Origin of the sequence: Pseudomonas syringae group sp. J309-1 (assembly GCF_032582135.1) — a bacterium.
GTDB classification, from domain to species: domain Bacteria; phylum Pseudomonadota; class Gammaproteobacteria; order Pseudomonadales; family Pseudomonadaceae; genus Aquipseudomonas; species Aquipseudomonas quasicaspiana.
Map to the genome: position 1 here is coordinate 1 of NZ_JAWHNU010000037.1, position 18,563 is coordinate 18,563.

The window sequence follows — 18,563 nt, forward strand, 5'->3', positions numbered from 1 at the left end:
TAGAAATTCATCGTTTGGTACATCGCATTCGCGAATGAATTCGCTCCCACAGGTATCCGTTTGATGCGCGATTGAATTAAAAGGAACGGGCATGAAAGGCTTGCTACAACGCGTCAGTAGCGCACGAGTTGAAGTTGAAGGGCAGATTGTTGGCTCTATCAATCAGGGTTTGATGGTCCTTGTGGGCGTCGAGCCTCAAGACACGCAGGCCAGTGCCGACAAGCTGCTACATAAGCTGCTCAATTACCGGGTGTTCAGCGATGCTGACGGCAAGATGAATCTGTCGTTGCGCGATGTGGAAGGTGGTTTGCTGCTGGTATCTCAGTTCACCCTGGCAGCCGATACCAAAAGCGGCATGCGGCCGAGCTTCTCAAAAGCAGCCCCGCCGGCCCTTGGAGCGGAGTTGTTCGAGTATTTGTTGAACCAGGCTAAAAGCTCGCACGCGGTGGTCGAATCGGGCCAGTTTGGTGCAGATATGCAAGTCCATCTGGTAAATGATGGCCCTGTGACTTTTATGCTTGAGGGTTAAAAGACTAATCTGATGCATAACCCCGAAATTATTAGGCTCTAAAGCAATAAATACTTCATCGGACATGGTGCGTTGTGGCACGCGCTACTAGATAATCGCGCCGTCCGGGTATGTGTGTTTGTGGCACCGTTTGGCAAGGTCAGAGGCTGGTTCGACACCGTTTGGGGAATCATTAGGTTCTTTTGGAGTCGGAACAGTGCTCGCCAACCCGGCAATTGATAGCTGGCCGTTGGTTTCTTCATCTGTTTTCGGCGAGGGTTGCTCGTGATTGTTAGTCCCTGTAATGCGGTAAAGACACCTGGCAAGCGGTTGCGTAGCGCGCTATTGGCAAGTTCAGCCCTGATCTCACTGTTCAGCGCCACTCAACTGTGGGCGTTTAGTCTTGATGACGTAGCGAGCAGAGCGAAAGAACTGGCCGACAAGAAATACGAAGCCCCGCGCAGCAATCTGCCCGCCGAGTTCCGCGACATGAAGTTCGCGGACTACCAGAAAATCCGTTTCCGTGAGGATCGTGCCGAATGGGCTGGCGACAGAACGCCGTTCAAAGTCTCGTTCTATCACCAGGGTATGCACTTCGACACCCCGGTCAAAATCAACGAAGTCACTGCGACCACCGTTGAAGAGATCAAGTACGACGCCAGTCGTTTCGATTTTGGCGATGTGAAGTTCGATCCCAAGTCGACCGAGAATCTCGGCTATGCCGGTTTCCGCGTTTTGTACCCGATCAACAAAGATGACAAGCAAGACGAAATCATGACCATGCTGGGCGCGAGCTACTTCCGCGTCATCGGTAAAGGTCAGGTTTACGGCCTGTCTGCTCGTGGCATGGCGATCGATACCGCGATGCCTTCCGGCGAAGAGTTCCCGCGTTTCACCGAGTTCTGGATCGAGAAGCCAGCCACCGATGATAACCATCTGGTGATCTTCGCGCTGCTCGACTCCCCGCGCGCTACGGGTGCCTACAAGCTGACCCTGCGTCCGGGCACCAATACGCTGGTCGATGTCCAGTCGCGCATGTACCTGCGTGACAAGGTCTCCAAGCTGGGCGTTGCTCCGCTGACGAGCATGTACCTGTTTGGTGCCAACCAGCCTTCGCGCGTGCAGAACTATCGCCGCGAGCTGCATGACTCCAACGGTCTGTCGATTCAGGCAGCCAACGGCCAATGGCTGTGGCGTCCACTGACCAATCCTAAGCACTTGGCCGTCAGCAGCTTCTCGGTAGAGAACCCGCGCGGTTTTGGTCTGCTGCAACGTGGCCGCGACTTCGCTAACTACGAAGACCTGGACGACCGCTATGACAAGCGTCCGAGCGCATGGATCGAGCCTAAAGGTGATTGGGGCAAAGGCACCGTCGACCTGGTAGAAATTCCGACCGCCGATGAAACCAACGACAACATCGTTGCGTTCTGGAAGCCGGAAACCCTGCCAGCACCGGGCCAGCCTGTTGATTTCAACTATCGCATCCACTGGACCATGGACGAGAAAGCCATTCACTCGCCTGATCTGGGCTGGGTCAAGCAGACCCTGCGTTCCGCTGGTGACATCCGTCAGTCCAACCTGATTCGTCAGCTGGACGGCAGCGTCGCGTTCCAGGTCGACTTCGTGGGTCCGATCCTCGCGTCCATGCCTGAAGACAAGACCATTCGTAGCCAGGTGACCACTGACACCAATACCGAGCTGGTGGAAAACAACCTTCGCTACAACCCGGTGACCAAGGGCTATCGCCTGACGTTACGGGTCAAGGTCAAGGACACCAACAAGCCGATCGAGATGCAGGCGTACCTGCTGCGCGAGATCCCGGCCGAGCCAGGCAAGGAACCTGCGGTACTGGTTGCTGACAAGGCTCACATCGGTGACGAGAAGAAAGCTGCGCCTGCTAAAGAGGCTCCGAAGAAAGAAGCCGCTGCAGACGCCGCCAAGGATCCGAAAGCCGACGTAGCCAAGGCTGACGCAGCCAAGCCTGCTGATGCCAAAGCCGATGCAAGCAAGCCAGCGGACGCCGCCAAGCCAGCTGATGCTGCCAAGGCAGACGTAGCCAAGGCTGATGTCGCGAAAGACAAAGACGGTAAAGAGACCCAGCAGCCTGAAGCCGAAGCTGCACCCACCAATCCAGAACCGGCCAAGACGCTGCAAGTCATGACCGAGACCTGGAGCTACCAGTTGCCAGCCGATGAGTAATTCCGTACCGGTGCCAGTGTCACTCAGCGAGTACCTGGCACACCTCCCGATGAGCGATGAGCAGCGAGCCGAACTGGCTGGCTGCACCTCGTTCGCCGAGTTGCATGAGCGTTTGTCTGCTCAGCCAGTCACCGACTCTGCCGAAGCCGCTCAGGCTTCGGTGGGTCGCCGACTGACGCTGACTACCGCCGAGGCTTTGGAAGAGGCCGAGATGCTGACCCTCGACGCCAACGGTCGTGTGTGCCTCAAGGCCACACCGCCGATTCGTCGGACCAAAGTCGTGCCGGAGCCATGGCGTACCAATATTCTGGTGCGCATGTGGCGTCGCATGACCGGTCGCAGTAACCCGGTCGAGCCAAAGGTCGAGCGTGATCTGCCGAAGGCGCGCTGGCGTACAGTGGGTTCTATCCGCCGTTATATCCTGCTGATCCTGATGCTTGGCCAGACGATCGTTGCTGGCTGGTACATGAAAGGCATTCTGCCGTACCAAGGCTGGTCGCTGGTTTCGCTGGACGAAATCACTCACCAGACGTTTGTACAGACCATGTGGCAGGTGCTGCCGTATGCCTTGCAGACCAGCATCCTGCTGCTGTTCGGGATTCTTTTCTGTTGGGTATCAGCCGGTTTCTGGACCGCCTTGATGGGCTTTTTGGAGCTGCTGACCGGCCGCGACAAGTACCGCATCTCCGGTGCCAGTGCGGGTAATGAGCCGATTGAAAAGGGTGCTCGTACCGCGTTGGTCATGCCGATCTGCAACGAAGACGTGCCGCGTGTGTTTGCTGGTCTGCGAGCGACTTTCGAGTCGGTTGCAGCAACCGGTGACCTCGATCGCTTCGACTTCTTCGTGCTCAGCGACAGCAACGAGACTGACATCTGCGTGGCAGAGCAACAGGCCTGGCTGGACGTCTGCCGCGAGACCAAAGGTTTCGGCAAGATTTTCTATCGCCGTCGTCGCCGTCGCGTAAAACGCAAAAGCGGCAACCTCGACGACTTCTGCCGTCGCTGGGGCGGTGAATACCGTTACATGGTCGTGCTCGACGCTGACAGCGTCATGAGCGGTGAATGCCTGACCAGTCTGGTGCGCTTGATGGAAGCCACGCCGGACGCCGGTATCATCCAGACCGCGCCACGAGCGTCGGGCATGGACACTCTCTATGCGCGCATGCAGCAGTTTGCGACTCGCGTGTACGGTCCATTGTTCACGGCCGGTCTGCACTTCTGGCAGTTGGGTGAATCCCACTACTGGGGCCACAACGCGATCATCCGCATGAAGCCGTTTATCGAGCACTGCGCCCTCGCGCCGTTGCCAGGTAAAGGCGCTTTTGCCGGTGCGATCCTGTCTCACGACTTCGTTGAAGCCGCTTTGATGCGTCGTGCTGGGTGGGGCGTGTGGATTGCCTACGACCTGCCGGGCAGTTACGAAGAGCTTCCGCCAAACCTGCTGGACGAGCTCAAGCGTGACCGTCGCTGGTGCCACGGCAACCTGATGAACTTCAGGCTGTTCCTGGTAAAAGGCATGCACCCGGTTCACCGTGCAGTGTTCCTGACGGGCGTGATGTCTTATCTGTCGGCGCCGTTGTGGTTCTTCTTCCTCGTGTTGTCCACAGCCTTGCTGGCGGTGAACACGCTGATGGAGCCGACTTACTTCCTTGAACCGCGTCAGCTTTATCCGCTGTGGCCACAATGGCACCCGGAAAAAGCCGTTGCGCTGTTCTCGACGACTATCGTGCTGCTGTTCCTGCCTAAGCTGCTCAGCATCATTCTGATCTGGGCCAAGGGCGCAGTCGGTTATGGCGGCAAGATCAAAGTCACCCTGTCGATGCTGATGGAAATGCTGTTCTCGGTGCTGCTGGCTCCGGTGCGCATGCTGTTCCACACCCGTTTCGTACTGGCTGCCTTCCTGGGCTGGGCTGCGACCTGGAACTCGCCACAACGTGACGACGACTCCACGCCGTGGATCGAAGCGGTCAAGCGTCACGGTCCGCAGACCTTGTTGGGTGCGTGCTGGGCTCTGCTGGTGGCTTGGTTGAACCCAAGCTTCCTGTGGTGGCTGGCGCCAATCGTGGGTTCGTTGATGCTGTCGATTCCGGTCTCGGTGATTTCCAGCCGTACCGGTCTGGGCCTCAAGGCTCGCGACGAGAAGTTCTTCCTGATTCCTGAAGAGCACACGCCGCCGCAAGAACTGGTCTCGACCGATCTGTACACCCACGAGAACCGTTGGCACGCACTGAAGCAAGGCTTCATCCGCGCCGTGGTCGATCCGCAACAGAACGCGCTGGCCTGCGCCCTGGCGACCTCACGTCACCGGATCGCCGAGCCTATCGAGTTCGTACGGATGGAGCGTGTACGTCACGCGTTGGCAGTCGGGCCGGAGAAACTCAGCAATCAAGACCGCTTGATGCTGCTTAGCGACCCTGTGGCCTTGGGCCGCCTGCATGAGCAGGTCTGGACTGAAAACCACCCCGAATGGCTGGATGCATGGCGTGAGTCTGTCGCCGCTGATCCGCACGCACCACTGTTGCCTTTGCAGCCGGTAGTGCGCGCGTCTGAGCAGACGTTGGTTCACGCCTGATTCAAGGCGGGTAAACAAAAACGGCGCCCCGCAAGGGCGCCGTTTTTTGTTGGGCTGAAATATACCTGTGGGAGCCGGGCTTGCCCGCGATAAAGCTGGACGCAATTCACTTTAGATCGCGTCCAGCCTTATCGCGGGCAAGCCCAGCTCCCACAGGAGTAATCCACATGCTCCTAATCAGCAATCCGGCTTGTCCGCCGTATAACGCCGCGCCGGGTTCACCGCTGCGCCGAACTCGCGCAAGGCCTTGGCACCGATCAACAGCGGATAATTGAAGTGGCTACGGTCTACTAGATTTACCTCGACCGTGCGTTTCACGTTGCCCAGGCACAGCTCAAGGTCCACAACCGGGCGTTTGGTCGGGTCGAGGTCTTCGTCCTCGTCGTCGCCTTCTGCGCGGCTCTTGATTTTGCTGATCCGGGAAACCTTGTGTTCATACACCTTGTTGCTGGCGTCTTTGGTCGCCAGGCGAAAACGCACCCAGTCATCGCCGTCGCGCTTGAACAACTCGATATCCTTGGCCGACAGCGACGCGGTCAACGCGCCGGTGTCCATCTTGGCTTTGAAGGTTTCACCGATTTCCGCGACCTTGATGTTTTCGTAGCGACCATACAGCGTCGGCTCGGCAGCCATGACAGGCAATGCCAACAGGGACAATAGCGCCAGAGTTGATTTCACTGGGTAGATACCTTTTTTGGGTTACGCGGTTCTGTAGGAGCTGCCGAAGGCTGCGAATTGGTCCATGAGGTAAATATTTTCGCAGCCTTCGGCAGCTCCTACAGGTCATTCATTCGCGATTTTAGACATCGCGATCACACATCGTTCGCAGGCCAGAGCTTACCCGTAACCTTGTGAAACATTTGTCCGCGACAAGCGGATTTGGCGCAGGCGCTGTTGCTCTTTATCATGGCGGCCCTTGTAGTCCTCCAGAGATCCGTATGCGTCGCCTGCTCACTGGCTGTTTTGTCACATTGCTGTTGTTGCTTAACACGCTGGTCATGATCGGTCCGTTACTGATCTTCGGCCTGCTCAAGCTGACGTTCAGCGGTCAGTTACGCGAGAGTTGCTCGCAAGCGGTGGTATGGATTGCCGAAACCTGGGCTGAAGTCGACAAGCTGATCTTCTCGCTGTGCATTCCAACCCGCTGGGAAATCCGTGGCGACGAAGGTTTGCGCAGCGACACTTCTTATCTGGTGATCAGCAATCACCAGTCATGGGTCGATATCCCCGCCCTGATTCAGGCGTTGAACCGCCGCACGCCCTTTTTCAAATTCTTCCTGAAGAAAGAACTGATCTGGGTGCCGCTGCTGGGTCTGGCCTGGTGGGCGCTGGATTACCCGTTCATGAAGCGCTACAGCAAGGCCTTTCTGGCCAAGCATCCCGAACTCAAGGGTCATGATCTGGAAATCACTCGTCAGGCCTGCGAGCTGTACAAAAATCAGCCAGTGACCGTGGTCAACTACCTGGAAGGGACCCGTTTCACAGCAGCCAAACATGCAGAACAGAACTCGCCCTATTCACACCTGCTCAAGCCCAAGGCGGGCGGCGTGGCGTTCGTGTTGGCGGCCATGGGTGAAAAGCTGGATGCGATTCTGGACGTGACGGTGGTGTATCCGGGCGAGCGCATTCCGGGGTTCTGGAATCTGCTCTGTGGTGATGTTCCAAGGGTGATCATCGATATTCAGACTCGCGAGCTGGACCCTGCGTTATGGCAGGGCGATTACGAGAACGATCCAGTGTTTCGCGAGAAGGTACAGGGCTGGGTCAATCAGCTGTGGCAGGAGAAGAATGCACGCATCGCCACCTTGCGCGGCGATGCGTTCCAGGATTGAAGGATCAGCGCTGAATCAGCTGCCTGCGCCCCACACGCTGCCCAGGCTTTTCAGTGCCGAACCGCCAGCACCTTGTTGACCCAGGTATTGCAGAATCAGCGGTACAAACTGGCTGACCATTGAGCTGTCCATGCCCAGGGCACTGAACGCCTTGTTCACATCGCCCATGCTTTGTACGTTGCCCAGCGCGCTGTTCAGAACAGAGCTTTCAGCGCTGTTGCCCGAGTTGCCCAGCAGACCTCCCAGGCCATTCAGGCTGCCAAGGCTGCTCAATGCACTGTTGCCAGCAAGTTGATCGAGGCCCGGAACCGATTTGCTCAATTGGCTGTAGTCGTTACCGGCGAGTTTGTTCTTTGCCAGACCTAATAATGCGCCCGTGCCGCCGACGGCTTGCTCGGGGGTGACATTAAGGTTGGAGCCCAACAGATTGAGCAGGCCTGCTGCTTCAGGTGCTGCGGTGGCTTTCTGATTGCCGTTGGTAGCGTTGGAAACGGCGTTGGCCGCGTCATTCAGATTGAAAGCGAACACTGGGCCAGTCGCAACGGCCATCAAGGTTGCCAGTGCTATACCGCGTGAAATCTTCATTGCAACAAACCCCTCAAACGAAAAGTCCGGCAGCTGCCGGTAGAAACACGTGTTTGACCTTGGGCGGGTTGGCAATGTTCCTTGCGCTTGTCTAGTGAGTAAATGCACAGATATCTGGTTTAAAAGACGATATGTGGGAGCGAATTCATTCGCGAAGGGGGCAGCCCGGAAAAATATCCAGATCTGACACACCGCATTCGCGAATGAATTCGCTCCCACAGGGCCGAGGTTGGTTTTACGCCGCGCTAAACAGTTTATGCGGATCAATCACAAACTTCTTCGGCACACCGGCATCGAACTCGCCATAACCGCGTGGCGCGTCGTCGAGGCTGATGACCTCCACTCCAACAATGTCAGCGATTTTGATGCGATCCCACATGATGGCCTGCATCAACTGGCGGTTGTACTTCATGACCGGCGTCTGGCCGGTGTGGAAGCTGTGGGATTTGGCCCAGCCCAGACCGAAACGAATGCTCAGGCTGCCCATTTTCGCGGCGGCATCGACGGCACCTGGATCTTCAGTGACGTAGAGACCGGGAATACCGATCTTGCCCGCTACGCGCACTACGCCCATCAATGAGTTGAGTACGGTTGCCGGTGCCTCATGCTGCACACCCGCATGGCCATGCCCGCGGGCTTCAAAACCTACCGCGTCAACGGCGCAGTCGACTTCCGGTTCGCCCAACAGTTCGGCAATTTGCTCGTGCAGCGGGGTATCGAGGGACAGGTCGGCAATTTCAAAACCCTGAGCCTTGGCGTGAACCAGACGAGCAGGGTTCACGTCGCCGATAATCACCACTGCCGCGCCCAACAGGCGAGCCGATGCCGCCGCTGCCAGACCGACGGGGCCTGCACCAGCGATGTACACGGTACTCCCCGGGCCTACCCCAGCTGTGACTGCGCCGTGATAACCGGTGGGCAGGATGTCGGAGAGGCAGGTCAGGTCACGGATTTTTTCCATGGCGCGATCGCGATCCGGCAGCTTGAGCAGGTTGAAGTCGGCATAGGGCACCAGCACGTATTCGGCCTGGCCGCCGGTCCAGTCGCCCATGTCGACGTAACCGTATGCTCCACCCGGGCGAGCCGGATTGACGGTCAGGCAAACGCCGGTGTGTTGCTCCTTGCAGGATCGGCACAAGCCGCAGGCCACGTTGAAGGGCACCGACACCAGATCGCCGATTTTCAGATTCTCGACGCCAGTGCCTTTTTCGATCACTTCGCCGGTGATTTCGTGGCCCAGTACCAGGCCGGTTTGTGCGGTGGTACGGCCGCGAACCATGTGTTGGTCCGAGCCACAGATATTGGTGGAAACCACCCGCAGGATGACGCCGTGTTCGATCTTGCGCCCACGCGGGTCCTGCATTTTGGGATAGTCGATTTTCTGTACTTCGACCTTGCCTGCGCCGAGATACACAACACCACGATTGTCAGCCATTCTTTCACCTCGATTTTGTTGTTATTAAGTGAGCTTCAAGCTGCAAGCTATAAGCGGCAAGTAAAAGCCTGCTGCTCATCTCCTGTGATTGAAGTGTGTCTCCAGTCTCCTGCTTTTCATCTTGAAGCTTGTGGCTTGAAGCTTTCCACTACAGGACGACAGTCCTGTTGGCGTTCAGAAACACACGGCGCTCAATGTGATAACCCACCGCCCTTGCCAACGTCAGGCCTTCGATGTCGCGACCTTTGGCGATCAGGTCTTCGGGGTAATGACTGTGATCCACAACCTCCACGCCCTGCGCAATGATCGGACCTTCGTCCAGATCGTTGTTGATGTAATGTGCGGTGGCACCCACCAGTTTCACGCCTTTGTTGTAAGCCTGATGGTACGGCTTTGCACCTTTGAAACCGGGCAACAGCGAGTGATGAATGTTGATCGCCTTGCCGTCCAGCTTGCGGCACAGATCCGGCGACAGCACCTGCATGTAGCGGGCAAGAATCACCAGCTCGGCACCTGACTCTTCGATCACCTGCCAGACTTTGCTTTCCTGAGCGGGCTTGTCGTTGGGGTCCAGGGGGAAATGGTAGTACGGAATTTCATGCCAGCGCGCCAGCGGTTCCAGATCCGGATGGTTGGACACCACCGCGACCACGTCCATGGACAGTTGGTTAATGCGCTGACGGTAGAGCAGGTCGTTCAGGCAGTGATCAGCTTTGGAAACCATGATCACAACTTTTGGCCGGTAGTTCGGCGCGGTCAGCTCGAAGATCATGCCAAAGGCTTCGCCGCGTTCAGTCAGACCTGCGCGGAAACCTTGTTCGTCAAAACCGTCTGGCTGACGAAATTCAACCCGAATGAAGAAGCGGCCGGACAGGCGATCGTCAAAGGAATGGTGCTCGGTGACGTAGCAGCCCTGCTCGAACAAATAGCGGGTCACCGCGTCCACCGTGCCCAGCACGCTGGGGCAGTCGGCAGTCAGAATCCATGTGTCGGGGGCGCGGCTCATTCGATAACTCCAGAGGTAAGTCTTGGCTCTAAATGACGGAATCTGATCATTGTAGGAGTGAGCTTGCTCGCGATCGGCTGCGGAGCAGTCGCAAAAATGGTGAACACACCATTGTCTGAAAGCCGTTCCGGCTTTATCGCGAGCAAGCTCACTCCTACAGGGGATCTGCGGCGTTAAGCCTGAATAGTCAGGCCGTACTCGGCACTCGCATCCTGCAACCACATCCACCAGTAATCGGCGAAGCTACGGCGGATCAGCAGTTCCCAGGTTTCCTCGCCGGTGCGGCGGATTACCAGTTGGGACTTGGCGAACACGGTACCGACGGCTTTACCCACCGGGAAGTTGTCCGGATGCACGTCGTAGCTGGTGGATTTCATCAGCACTTCACGGACTTTCGGGCCGCTCAATTCGAGGATGGACTGACCGCCGCTGACGTTAACGATCGCGATGTGCAGGCCGGTCAGTTCAGCGCGTAGTTTTTGCTCCACCGCAAACTCTTCACCGGTCGGTACGATCAGCAGCCATTCATCAGGGCCGAGCCACTGGATCGAGCTGTCGCCACTGATCACCAGGGCCAGTGCGCCCGGCAACTCCATGCCCAGGGCTTTGTGCACGCCTGCGGCAAAAGCAGGATCGTGAGCATCGCCGCGAATGGTCAGGTGACCGAGTAATTTCTTCTCGCGCAAAGTCACGCCAGGGTTGGCGCGACCTTTACCGACCAGGCTATTGAGGTCGGCGTGAAACAGCGGTGACTCGGCTTTCTCGCCGGTCGTTGGCCGCTGCTGGTAAACGTTGGCTGTGGTCATAGAGCACCTGTTCTGAATTCTGTTGTGTGCGCTGTGGAAGCCGGGCTTGCCCGCGATAAGGTCGATTCGGTCTTTCAGATACACCGTGTCATCGTTCATCGCGGGCAAGCCCAGCTCCCACAGGTGCTGGGCTAGCCATCAAACGTTCTGCTGCTCACCCTTCGGATCGAAGAACACCGAGGACACAATTTCGGCTTCGATCACGCTGCCATCCGCCTGCGGTGAGAACACCCGCTCGCCCATGCGCTTCAGGCCGCCTTTGACCACGCCCATGGCAAACGAATAACCCAGCGAGTTAGCCGCATAGCTGGAGGTCACGTGACCGACCATGGTCATCGGAATCGACTGTTTCGGGTCGAACACCAGTTGCGCACCTTCGGGCAGCCATTTGTTCGGATCAACCGGCTTGAGGCCGACCAGTTGTTTACGTTGCTCACGCACACAGTCTTCGCGATTCATACCGCGCTGACCGATCCACGAGAACGGTTTGGTGCGGCCGACACACCAGCCCATGTTCAGGTCGTCCGGAGTCATCGAGCCATCGGTATCCTGACCGACGATGATGAAACCCTTCTCGGCGCGCAGTACGTGCATGGTCTCGGTGCCGTATGGCGTGAGGTTGTACTGCTTGCCGGCTTCGATGATTTTTTCCAGCACACCCATGGCGTAGTCAGCCTGGATGTTGACCTCGTAAGACAGTTCACCGGTGAACGAGATACGGAACACCCGTGCCGGAACGCCGCCGACCAGACCTTCTTTCCAGGTCATGAACGGGAACGCCTCACGGTCCAGATCGATGTCAGTCACTTCGCTGAGCAGCTTGCGGCTGTTCGGGCCGGACAAGGTCAGGGTCGCGTAGTGGTCGGTCACGGAAGTGAAGTACACCTTCAGATCAGGCCATTCAGTCTGCTGGTAGATCTCCAGCCATTGCAGCACGCGCGCCGCGCCGCCTGTGGTGGTGGTCATGATGAAGTGGTTGTCGGCGACACAGGCGGTAACCCCGTCGTCGAAGACCATGCCGTCTTCCTTGCACATCAGGCCGTAACGCGCCTTGCCCACATCGAGCTTGGTCCAGGTGTTGGTGTAGATGCGGTTGAGGAACTCGCGCGCATCCGGACCCTGAATGTCGATCTTGCCGAGGGTCGAAGCGTCCAGCAGGCCAACGCTTTCACGCACGGCTTTGCATTCGCGGGCCACGGCAGCATGGATGTCTTCACCGCCTTTCGGGAAATACCACGGACGTTTCCACTGGCCGACGTCTTCGAATTCAGCACCGTTCTTCACGTGCCAGGCGTGCAGGGCGGTGAAACGTACCGGCTCGAAGATATGCCCACAGTGACGACCGGCTACTGCGCCGAAGGTCACGGGCGTGTAGTTCGGGCGGAACATGGTGGTGCCCATTTCCGGGATGGTCACGTTCAGCGAGCGTGCTGCGATGGCCAGGCCGTTGACGTTACCCAGCTTGCCCTGATCGGTGCCGAAACCCAGTGCGGTGTAGCGTTTGACGTGTTCCACCGACTCGAAGCCTTCACGGGTCGCCAACTCGATGGCAGCAGCAGTGACGTCGTTCTGCAGGTCGACGAATTGCTTCGGCGCACGGGCAGTCGGTTTGTCATGCGGCACCTGGAACAGCGCCAGCGTCGGCTCTTCAGCGCGGCTCAGGGCTTTCGGCAGAACGCCTTCGACCACTTTGAAACCGGCTTCACTGGCTGCGCGCACGCCGCCCTCGAAGCCGTCGGCCAAAGTGTCGCCCAATGCATAAACGCCATTCACGCCACCGACGCACACACGCTTTTGCGGTGCTTCGCCCGGTACGAAACCAAGAATGTCTTCACGCCAGACCGGCTTGCCGCCCAGGTGCGAGGCGAGGTGGACGATAGGGCTGTAGCCGCCGGAGCTGGCGACCAGATCGCATTCGAGCCATTCGCCGGGGCTTGTTACGCGATGTGCCCTTACATCAATGGCCGCCACACGAGCGGCGGTGACGTGCTTGCTGCCACGGGCTTCGATCACGGCACTGCCGGTCAGAATCCGAATGCCTTTGGCGCGCGCTTCTTCAACCAGTGCGCCGCGTGGGTTATGACGCGCATCGGCAATCGCCACCACTTGCAGGCTGGCGTCGAGCCAATCCAAAGCAACGCGGTAGGCGTGATCGTTGTTGGTGGACAGCACCAGTTTTTTGCCCGGCGCTACGCCATAACGACGTACATACGTGGAAACCGCACCGGCCAGCATGTTGCCCGGCACATCGTTGTTGCCGTAAACCAGTGGGCGTTCGTGAGTACCGGTGGCCAGCACGACACGCTTGGCACGAACCCGATGCATGCGCTGACGGACCTGGCCGATAGGTGCGCGGTCGCCGAGGTGATCGGTGAGGCGCTCGTGAATGGTCAGGAAGTTATGGTCGTGGTAGCCGTTGACGGTGGCGCGAGGCAGGAGCACTACGTTTTTCAGGCTTTTCAGCTCGGCAATTACGGTGGCGACCCATTCAGCAGCGGGTTTGCCATCAAGGCTTTCGCGGCTGTCCAGCAGGCTGCCGCCGAATTCTTCCTGTTCATCGGCCAGAATCACCCGGGCACCGCTGCGAGCGGCCGCCAGAGCAGCGGCGAGGCCTGCTGGGCCACCACCGACGATCAGCACATCGCAGTGCTGGTTCATGGCGTCGTAAGTGTCCGGGTCGTTTTCAGTCGGTGAACGACCGAGGCCGGCGGCCTTACGAATGTACTTCTCGTAAGTCATCCAGAACGATTGCGGGTACATGAAGGTTTTGTAGTAGAAACCCGGCGGCATCAGCTTGCCGCCGACTTTGCCGAGAATCCCCATCACGTCATTGTTCACGTTCGGCCAGCCGTTGGTGCTGGTCGCGACCAGGCCCGAATAAAGTGCCTGTTGCGTGGCGCGCACGTTCGGGATCTGCGTCGCTTCGGTAGCGCCAATCTGCAGTACCGCGTTTGGCTCTTCAGAGCCTGCTGCGAAGATGCCACGAGGGCGGGAATACTTGAAGCTGCGGCCTATGACATCAACGCCGTTGGCCAGCAGGGCTGCGGCGAGCGTGTCGCCCTCAAAGCCCTGATAGGTCTGACCGTTGAAGTTGAAGTTCAGGACTTTGCTGCGGTCGATGCGGCCGCCGTTGGGCAGTCGGTTGGTCTGGCTCATACCTGGTCTCCCTCGCCGCTGGCTGTCTTCTCAAACGCAGGGTTGCTGAACTGCGGTTTAGCGCCAATCGGGTAGGTTTCGAGAATTTCGTAAGTCACGGTATCGCGGGTGGCGTTGAAGTACTGACGGCAACCGGCGGCGTGGATCCACAGTTCGTGATGCAGCCCGCGAGGGTTATCGCGGAAGAACATGTAGTCGCCCCATTGCTCGTCGGTGCAGGCTGCCGGGTCCAGTGGACGCGGTATGTGAGCCTGGCCAGACGCGTGGAATTCCTCTTCGGAGCGCAGTTCGCCACAGTGAGGGCAGAAGATGTGCAACATGGTAGTGCTCCTCTTAGTGGGCGACCGCAGCGGCGCCGTGTTCGTCGATCAACGCACCATTGTGGAAACGGTCGATGGAGAAAGGTTTGGCGAGCGGATGCATTTCACCCTTCGCCAGGCTTGCAGCGAACACGTTGCCCGAGCCCGGCGTGGCTTTGAAACCACCGGTGCCCCAGCCGCAGTTGAAGAACATGTTCGGGACGGGCGTTTTGGAGATGATCGGGCAAGCGTCCGGCGTGGTGTCGACGATGCCGCCCCACTGACGGTTCATGCGCACGCGTGACAACACCGGGAACATCTCGACGATGGCCTGAATCGTGTGTTCGATCACCGGGTATGAACCGCGCTGGCCGTAGCCGTTATAGCCGTCAATACCGGCCCCGATCACCAGGTCACCCTTGTCGGACTGGCTGATGTAGCCGTGTACGGCGTTGGACATGATCACGCTGTCGATAATGGGCTTGATTGGCTCGGACACCAGCGCTTGCAGCGGGTGGGATTCAACGGGCAGACGGAAGCCTGCCAGTTTCGCCATGTGTCCCGAGTTACCGGCTGTTACCACACCGACGCGCTTGGCACCGATGAAACCTTTGTTGGTTTCTACACCGATGCACACGCCGTTTTCCTTGCGGAAACCGATGACTTCGGTTTGCTGAATCAAATCCACGCCCAACGCATCGGCAGCACGGGCATAGCCCCAGGCCACGGCATCGTGACGTGCCACGCCGCCGCGACGTTGCACGGTGGCGCCGATGATTGGGTAGCGTGTGTTTTTCGAGCAATCCAGGTACGGGATTTCTTCCGCTACCTGTTTGCCATTGAGCAGCTCACCGTCTACGCCGTTGAGACGGTTGGCGCTGACCCGACGCTCTGAGTCGCGAATGTCCTGCAGGGTGTGGCACAGGTTGTATACGCCGCGCTGGGAGAACATCACGTTGTAGTTCAAGTCCTGAGACAGGCCTTCCCACAGTTTCATGGCGTGTTCGTAGAGATGCGCTGACTCATCCCACAGATAGTTGGAGCGTACGATAGTCGTGTTACGTGCGGTGTTGCCGCCGCCCAACCAGCCTTTCTCGACCACGGCCACATTAGTGATGCCGTGTTCTTTGGCCAGGTAGTAAGCCGTCGCCAGACCGTGTCCGCCGCCACCAACAATGACCACGTCATAGACTTTTTTCGGGGTTGGCGTGCGCCACATGCGCTGCCAGTTTTCGTGGTGGCTGAGGGAGTGTTTGAGAAGGCCGAAGCCTGAGTAATGCTGCATGAATAACTACTCCTGACTCAGCTATAAACCGGGAAATCGGAACACAGGGCTGCAACCTGGCTGGCGACATTGGCCTCGACGTCGGCATCACCGAGGTTGTCGAGGATGTCGCAGATCCAGCCGGCCAGCGTGATGCATTGGGTAACTTTGAAGCCGCGAGTGGTGACCGCCGGGGTGCCGATACGCAGACCCGAGGTCACGAACGGTGATTGCGGGTCGTTAGGCACCGAGTTCTTGTTGACGGTGATGTGCGCACGACCCAAAGCAGCATCGGCGTCTTTGCCGGTCAGGCCCTGACGGATCAGGCTGACCAGGAACAAATGGTTATCGGTGCCACCGGAGACCACGTCGTAGCCACGGTCGATGAACACCTGCGCCATGGCCTGAGCGTTATCGATGACTTGTTGTTGATACGCGACGAAGCCTGGCTCCGCCGCTTCTTTGAAGCACACGGCCTTGGCGGCGATCACGTGCATCAACGGGCCGCCCTGACCGCCTGGGAATACCGCCGAGTTGAGCTTTTTCTCGATTTCTTCGTTGGCCTTGGCCAGGATCAAACCACCACGTGGACCGCGCAGGGTTTTATGAGTGGTGGTGGTCACGACGTCTGCGTAGGGCAGCGGGTTCGGGTACAGACCGGCCGCGACCAGCCCGGCAACGTGAGCCATGTCGACAAACAGGTAAGCGCCGACCTTGTCAGCGATGGCCCGGAAGCGCGGGAAGTCGAGGGTTTTCGAATAGGCCGAGAAACCGGCGATGATCATTTTTGGCTTGGACTCGACGGCGATGCGCTCGACTTCGTCGTAATCGATCAGACCGGTGTTGGTGTCGATGCCGTACTGCACCGCATTGTAGAGCTTGCCGGAGAAGCTGACTTTAGCGCCATGGGTCAAGTGACCACCGTGGGCCAGGCTCATGCCCAGCACGGTGTCGCCTGCTTGCAGCAGTGCCAGATAAACCGCGGCGTTCGCCGAACTGCCGGAATGCGGCTGGACGTTGGCGTAATCAGCGCCGAACAATTGTTTGGCACGCTCGATGGCGAGTACTTCAACTTTATCCACATGCTCGCAGCCGCCGTAATAGCGCTTGCCCGGATACCCTTCGGCGTACTTGTTGGTCAGGCCGCTGCCCTGGGCTTCCATCACGCGCTGGCTGGTGTAGTTCTCCGAGGCGATCAGCTCGATGTGATCTTCCTGACGCTGCTCTTCGGCATTCATCGCGGCCAGCAGTGCATCGTCATAGCCTTGGATTTGGTCATTCTTGCTGAACATCGCGGTTCTCCCAGCGGCGGCGTAGCGCCTGACTTATCGGTAGAGCCGCAGCATCTAAGCAGGGCCCTTTGACAGCGATACTAGGGCCGGACCAAAGACGCCAAATGCCTGCGCGCGCCACGCAAAGGTGCGTTTACGACATGGGTGGGAGAGGAGGGGGAAATACGCGGGAGGTGAGGTTGGAATGTGATCCATGTGGGAGCTGGGCTTGCCCGCGATAAGGTCGACGCAACTCTCGGATAGACCGAGGTGTCCTTATCGCGGGCAAGCCCAGCTCCCACAAGGAAAATGCAGTGTGCAGGGATTAAACGGCCTTGCCGGGCAACTGCCCATCCGCCCGGAACATCCCGCGAATACCGCGTACGGCCTGACGAATCCGGTCCTGATTCTCGATCAGCGCGAAGCGCACATGGTCGTCGCCGTACTCACCAAAACCGACACCCGGTGACACGCAAACCTTGGCTTCAGCCAGCAGCTTTTTAGCGAACTCCAATGAGCCCATATGCGCGTAGGCGGGAGGGATCTTGGCCCAGACGTACATAGACGCTTTTGGATTCTCGACCATCCAGCCCAGTTCATGCAGGCCTTTGACCAACACGTTGCGGCGCTGGCGATACTGCTCGGCAATATCGAGCACGCATTGCTGATCGCCTTCCAGTGCAGCAATGGCCGCGACCTGCAGCGGTGTGAATGTGCCGTAGTCGTGGTAGCTCTTGATCCGCGCCAGAGCGTTGACCAGCTCCGGGTTACCGACCATGAAACCGATTCGCCAGCCCGCCATGTTGTAGCTTTTGGACAGGGTGAAGAACTCGACAGCGATGTCTTTGGCGCCCGGCACCTGCATGATCGAAGGGGCTTTCCAGCCGTCGTAGACGATGTCGGCGTAGGCCAGATCATGAACCACCAACACGTCGTATTGCTTGGCCAGCGCAACCACTCGCTCGAAGAAATCCAGTTCCACGCACTGCGCTGTCGGGTTGGACGGGAAGCCGAGGATCATCATTTTCGGTTTCGGGATCGAGCCGCGAATGGCTTTTTCCAGCTCGGCGAAGAAGTCCACACCGGGAATCAGTGGCACTGATCGTACTTGAGCGCCAGCAATCACCGCGCCGTAGATATGAATCGGATAGCTCGGGTTCGGTACCAATACCGTGTCGCCCTGGTCGAGGGTAGCAAGCATCAAGTGCGCCAGGCCTTCCTTCGAGCCGATGGTGACGATGGCTTCTTCTTCCGGGTCGATATCGACGTCGTAGCGTTTTTTATACCAGTTGGAGATCGCCCGACGCAGACGCGGAATGCCACGCGAAGTCGAGTAGCCGTGAGTGTCTTCACGTTGGGCGACGGTAACGAGTTTTTCGACAATGTGCGGAGGGGTTGGCCCGTCGGGGTTGCCCATGCTCAAGTCGATGATGTCTTCACCACGACGGCGAGCGGCCATTTTCAGCTCGGCGGTGATATTGAATACATAAGGGGGGAGTCGATCGATGCGCGCAAAACGGCGCGGCGAAGGTAGGTCTGCCATGGAGGCCTCAGATACGTAAGCGCCCGGAACCGTCCGAGCGACGTTGGCCACTGCGGTGGCCAGCGCAGAAGATAAGGGCGCTGGTGG

14 protein-coding genes are annotated in these 18,563 nt (G+C 58.4%); 4 read left to right on the forward strand and 10 right to left on the reverse strand.

Features of this window, described 5'->3' with window-relative positions:
* The first annotated feature begins 91 nt into the window (after positions 1 to 91).
* The 3 genes from dtd to mdoH all read left to right on the forward strand — a co-directional run bounded on the left by dtd (position 92) and on the right by mdoH (position 5,279).
* Positions 92 to 529: a D-aminoacyl-tRNA deacylase gene (dtd, locus tag RX972_RS18740; RefSeq protein WP_316877600.1), complete on the forward strand. Its 438-nt coding sequence runs from the start codon at positions 92 to 94 to the stop codon at positions 527 to 529.
* A gap of 258 nt (positions 530 to 787) precedes the next feature.
* Complete coding sequence (locus RX972_RS18745; RefSeq protein WP_316877601.1) at positions 788 to 2,707, forward strand: glucan biosynthesis protein G; 1,920 nt, start codon at positions 788 to 790, stop codon at positions 2,705 to 2,707.
* A complete protein-coding gene (mdoH, locus tag RX972_RS18750; protein WP_027901824.1) occupies positions 2,700 to 5,279 on the forward strand; it encodes a glucans biosynthesis glucosyltransferase MdoH in 2,580 nt (859 codons plus the stop codon). Before RX972_RS18745 ends, mdoH begins: the two co-directional genes overlap by 8 nt.
* A gap of 177 nt (positions 5,280 to 5,456) precedes the next feature.
* On the opposite strand, the gene RX972_RS18755 is transcribed toward mdoH, so the two are convergent.
* Entirely contained in the window at positions 5,457 to 5,957 is a 501-nt protein-coding gene (locus RX972_RS18755) for an ATP-dependent zinc protease (protein WP_095092544.1), read from the reverse strand.
* A gap of 260 nt (positions 5,958 to 6,217) precedes the next feature.
* Between RX972_RS18755 and RX972_RS18760 the strand changes: the two genes are divergently transcribed.
* Positions 6,218 to 7,111, forward strand: a complete 894-nt coding sequence (locus RX972_RS18760) for an acyltransferase (RefSeq protein ID WP_027901822.1) — start codon at positions 6,218 to 6,220, stop codon at positions 7,109 to 7,111.
* Between the two features lie 15 nt (positions 7,112 to 7,126).
* Here RX972_RS18760 and RX972_RS18765 read toward each other — a convergent pair whose 3' ends face one another.
* From RX972_RS18765 to alaC, 9 genes are all read right to left on the reverse strand, one after another.
* A complete protein-coding gene (locus tag RX972_RS18765) occupies positions 7,127 to 7,696 on the reverse strand; it encodes a DUF2780 domain-containing protein (protein ID WP_099267952.1) in 570 nt (189 codons plus the stop codon).
* A 235-nt stretch (positions 7,697 to 7,931) separates the two neighbouring features.
* Complete coding sequence (fdhA, locus tag RX972_RS18770; RefSeq protein WP_316877602.1) at positions 7,932 to 9,131, reverse strand: formaldehyde dehydrogenase, glutathione-independent; 1,200 nt, start codon at positions 9,129 to 9,131, stop codon at positions 7,932 to 7,934.
* Positions 9,132 to 9,279: 148 nt separating this feature from the next.
* Positions 9,280 to 10,137: a formyltetrahydrofolate deformylase gene (gene purU, locus RX972_RS18775; protein WP_027898965.1), complete on the reverse strand. Its 858-nt coding sequence runs from the start codon at positions 10,135 to 10,137 to the stop codon at positions 9,280 to 9,282.
* A 173-nt stretch (positions 10,138 to 10,310) separates the two neighbouring features.
* On the reverse strand, positions 10,311 to 10,943 hold the full coding sequence (locus tag RX972_RS18780; RefSeq protein WP_027898964.1) for a sarcosine oxidase subunit gamma: 633 nt from the start codon (positions 10,941 to 10,943) through the stop codon (positions 10,311 to 10,313).
* 138 nt (positions 10,944 to 11,081) lie between these two features.
* A complete protein-coding gene (locus RX972_RS18785) occupies positions 11,082 to 14,099 on the reverse strand; it encodes a sarcosine oxidase subunit alpha (RefSeq protein WP_316877603.1) in 3,018 nt (1,005 codons plus the stop codon).
* Positions 14,096 to 14,419 (reverse strand): sarcosine oxidase subunit delta, encoded by a 324-nt coding sequence (locus tag RX972_RS18790; protein WP_027898962.1) that lies wholly within the window; start codon positions 14,417 to 14,419, stop codon positions 14,096 to 14,098. The genes RX972_RS18785 and RX972_RS18790 overlap by 4 nt, the downstream gene beginning before the upstream one ends.
* A 13-nt stretch (positions 14,420 to 14,432) precedes the next feature.
* Positions 14,433 to 15,683, reverse strand: coding sequence for a sarcosine oxidase subunit beta (locus RX972_RS18795; protein ID WP_027898961.1), 1,251 nt, complete (start codon positions 15,681 to 15,683; stop codon positions 14,433 to 14,435).
* A gap of 17 nt (positions 15,684 to 15,700) precedes the next feature.
* A complete protein-coding gene (gene glyA / locus RX972_RS18800) occupies positions 15,701 to 16,954 on the reverse strand; it encodes a serine hydroxymethyltransferase (RefSeq protein ID WP_099267954.1) in 1,254 nt (417 codons plus the stop codon).
* A gap of 304 nt (positions 16,955 to 17,258) precedes the next feature.
* A complete protein-coding gene (gene alaC, locus RX972_RS18805) occupies positions 17,259 to 18,476 on the reverse strand; it encodes an alanine transaminase (protein WP_316877604.1) in 1,218 nt (405 codons plus the stop codon).
* Positions 18,477 to 18,563 lie beyond the last annotated feature (87 nt).

What these genes read in the sequence shown, in the direction of transcription:
- fdhA (WP_316877602.1), bottom strand. Translation starts at nt 9,131, where the DNA reads ATGGCTGACAATCGTGGTGTTGTGTATCTCGGCGCAGGCAAGGTCGAA.
- dtd (WP_316877600.1), top strand. Translation starts at nt 92, where the DNA reads ATGAAAGGCTTGCTACAACGCGTCAGTAGCGCACGAGTTGAAGTTGAA.
- RX972_RS18760 (WP_027901822.1), top strand. Translation starts at nt 6,218, where the DNA reads ATGCGTCGCCTGCTCACTGGCTGTTTTGTCACATTGCTGTTGTTGCTT.
- glyA (WP_099267954.1), bottom strand. Translation starts at nt 16,954, where the DNA reads ATGTTCAGCAAGAATGACCAAATCCAAGGCTATGACGATGCACTGCTG.
- alaC (WP_316877604.1), bottom strand. Translation starts at nt 18,476, where the DNA reads ATGGCAGACCTACCTTCGCCGCGCCGTTTTGCGCGCATCGATCGACTC.
- RX972_RS18795 (WP_027898961.1), bottom strand. Translation starts at nt 15,683, where the DNA reads ATGCAGCATTACTCAGGCTTCGGCCTTCTCAAACACTCCCTCAGCCAC.
- purU (WP_027898965.1), bottom strand. Translation starts at nt 10,137, where the DNA reads ATGAGCCGCGCCCCCGACACATGGATTCTGACTGCCGACTGCCCCAGC.
- RX972_RS18785 (WP_316877603.1), bottom strand. Translation starts at nt 14,099, where the DNA reads ATGAGCCAGACCAACCGACTGCCCAACGGCGGCCGCATCGACCGCAGC.
- RX972_RS18765 (WP_099267952.1), bottom strand. Translation starts at nt 7,696, where the DNA reads ATGAAGATTTCACGCGGTATAGCACTGGCAACCTTGATGGCCGTTGCG.
- mdoH (WP_027901824.1), top strand. Translation starts at nt 2,700, where the DNA reads ATGAGTAATTCCGTACCGGTGCCAGTGTCACTCAGCGAGTACCTGGCA.
- RX972_RS18790 (WP_027898962.1), bottom strand. Translation starts at nt 14,419, where the DNA reads ATGTTGCACATCTTCTGCCCTCACTGTGGCGAACTGCGCTCCGAAGAG.
- RX972_RS18780 (WP_027898964.1), bottom strand. Translation starts at nt 10,943, where the DNA reads ATGACCACAGCCAACGTTTACCAGCAGCGGCCAACGACCGGCGAGAAA.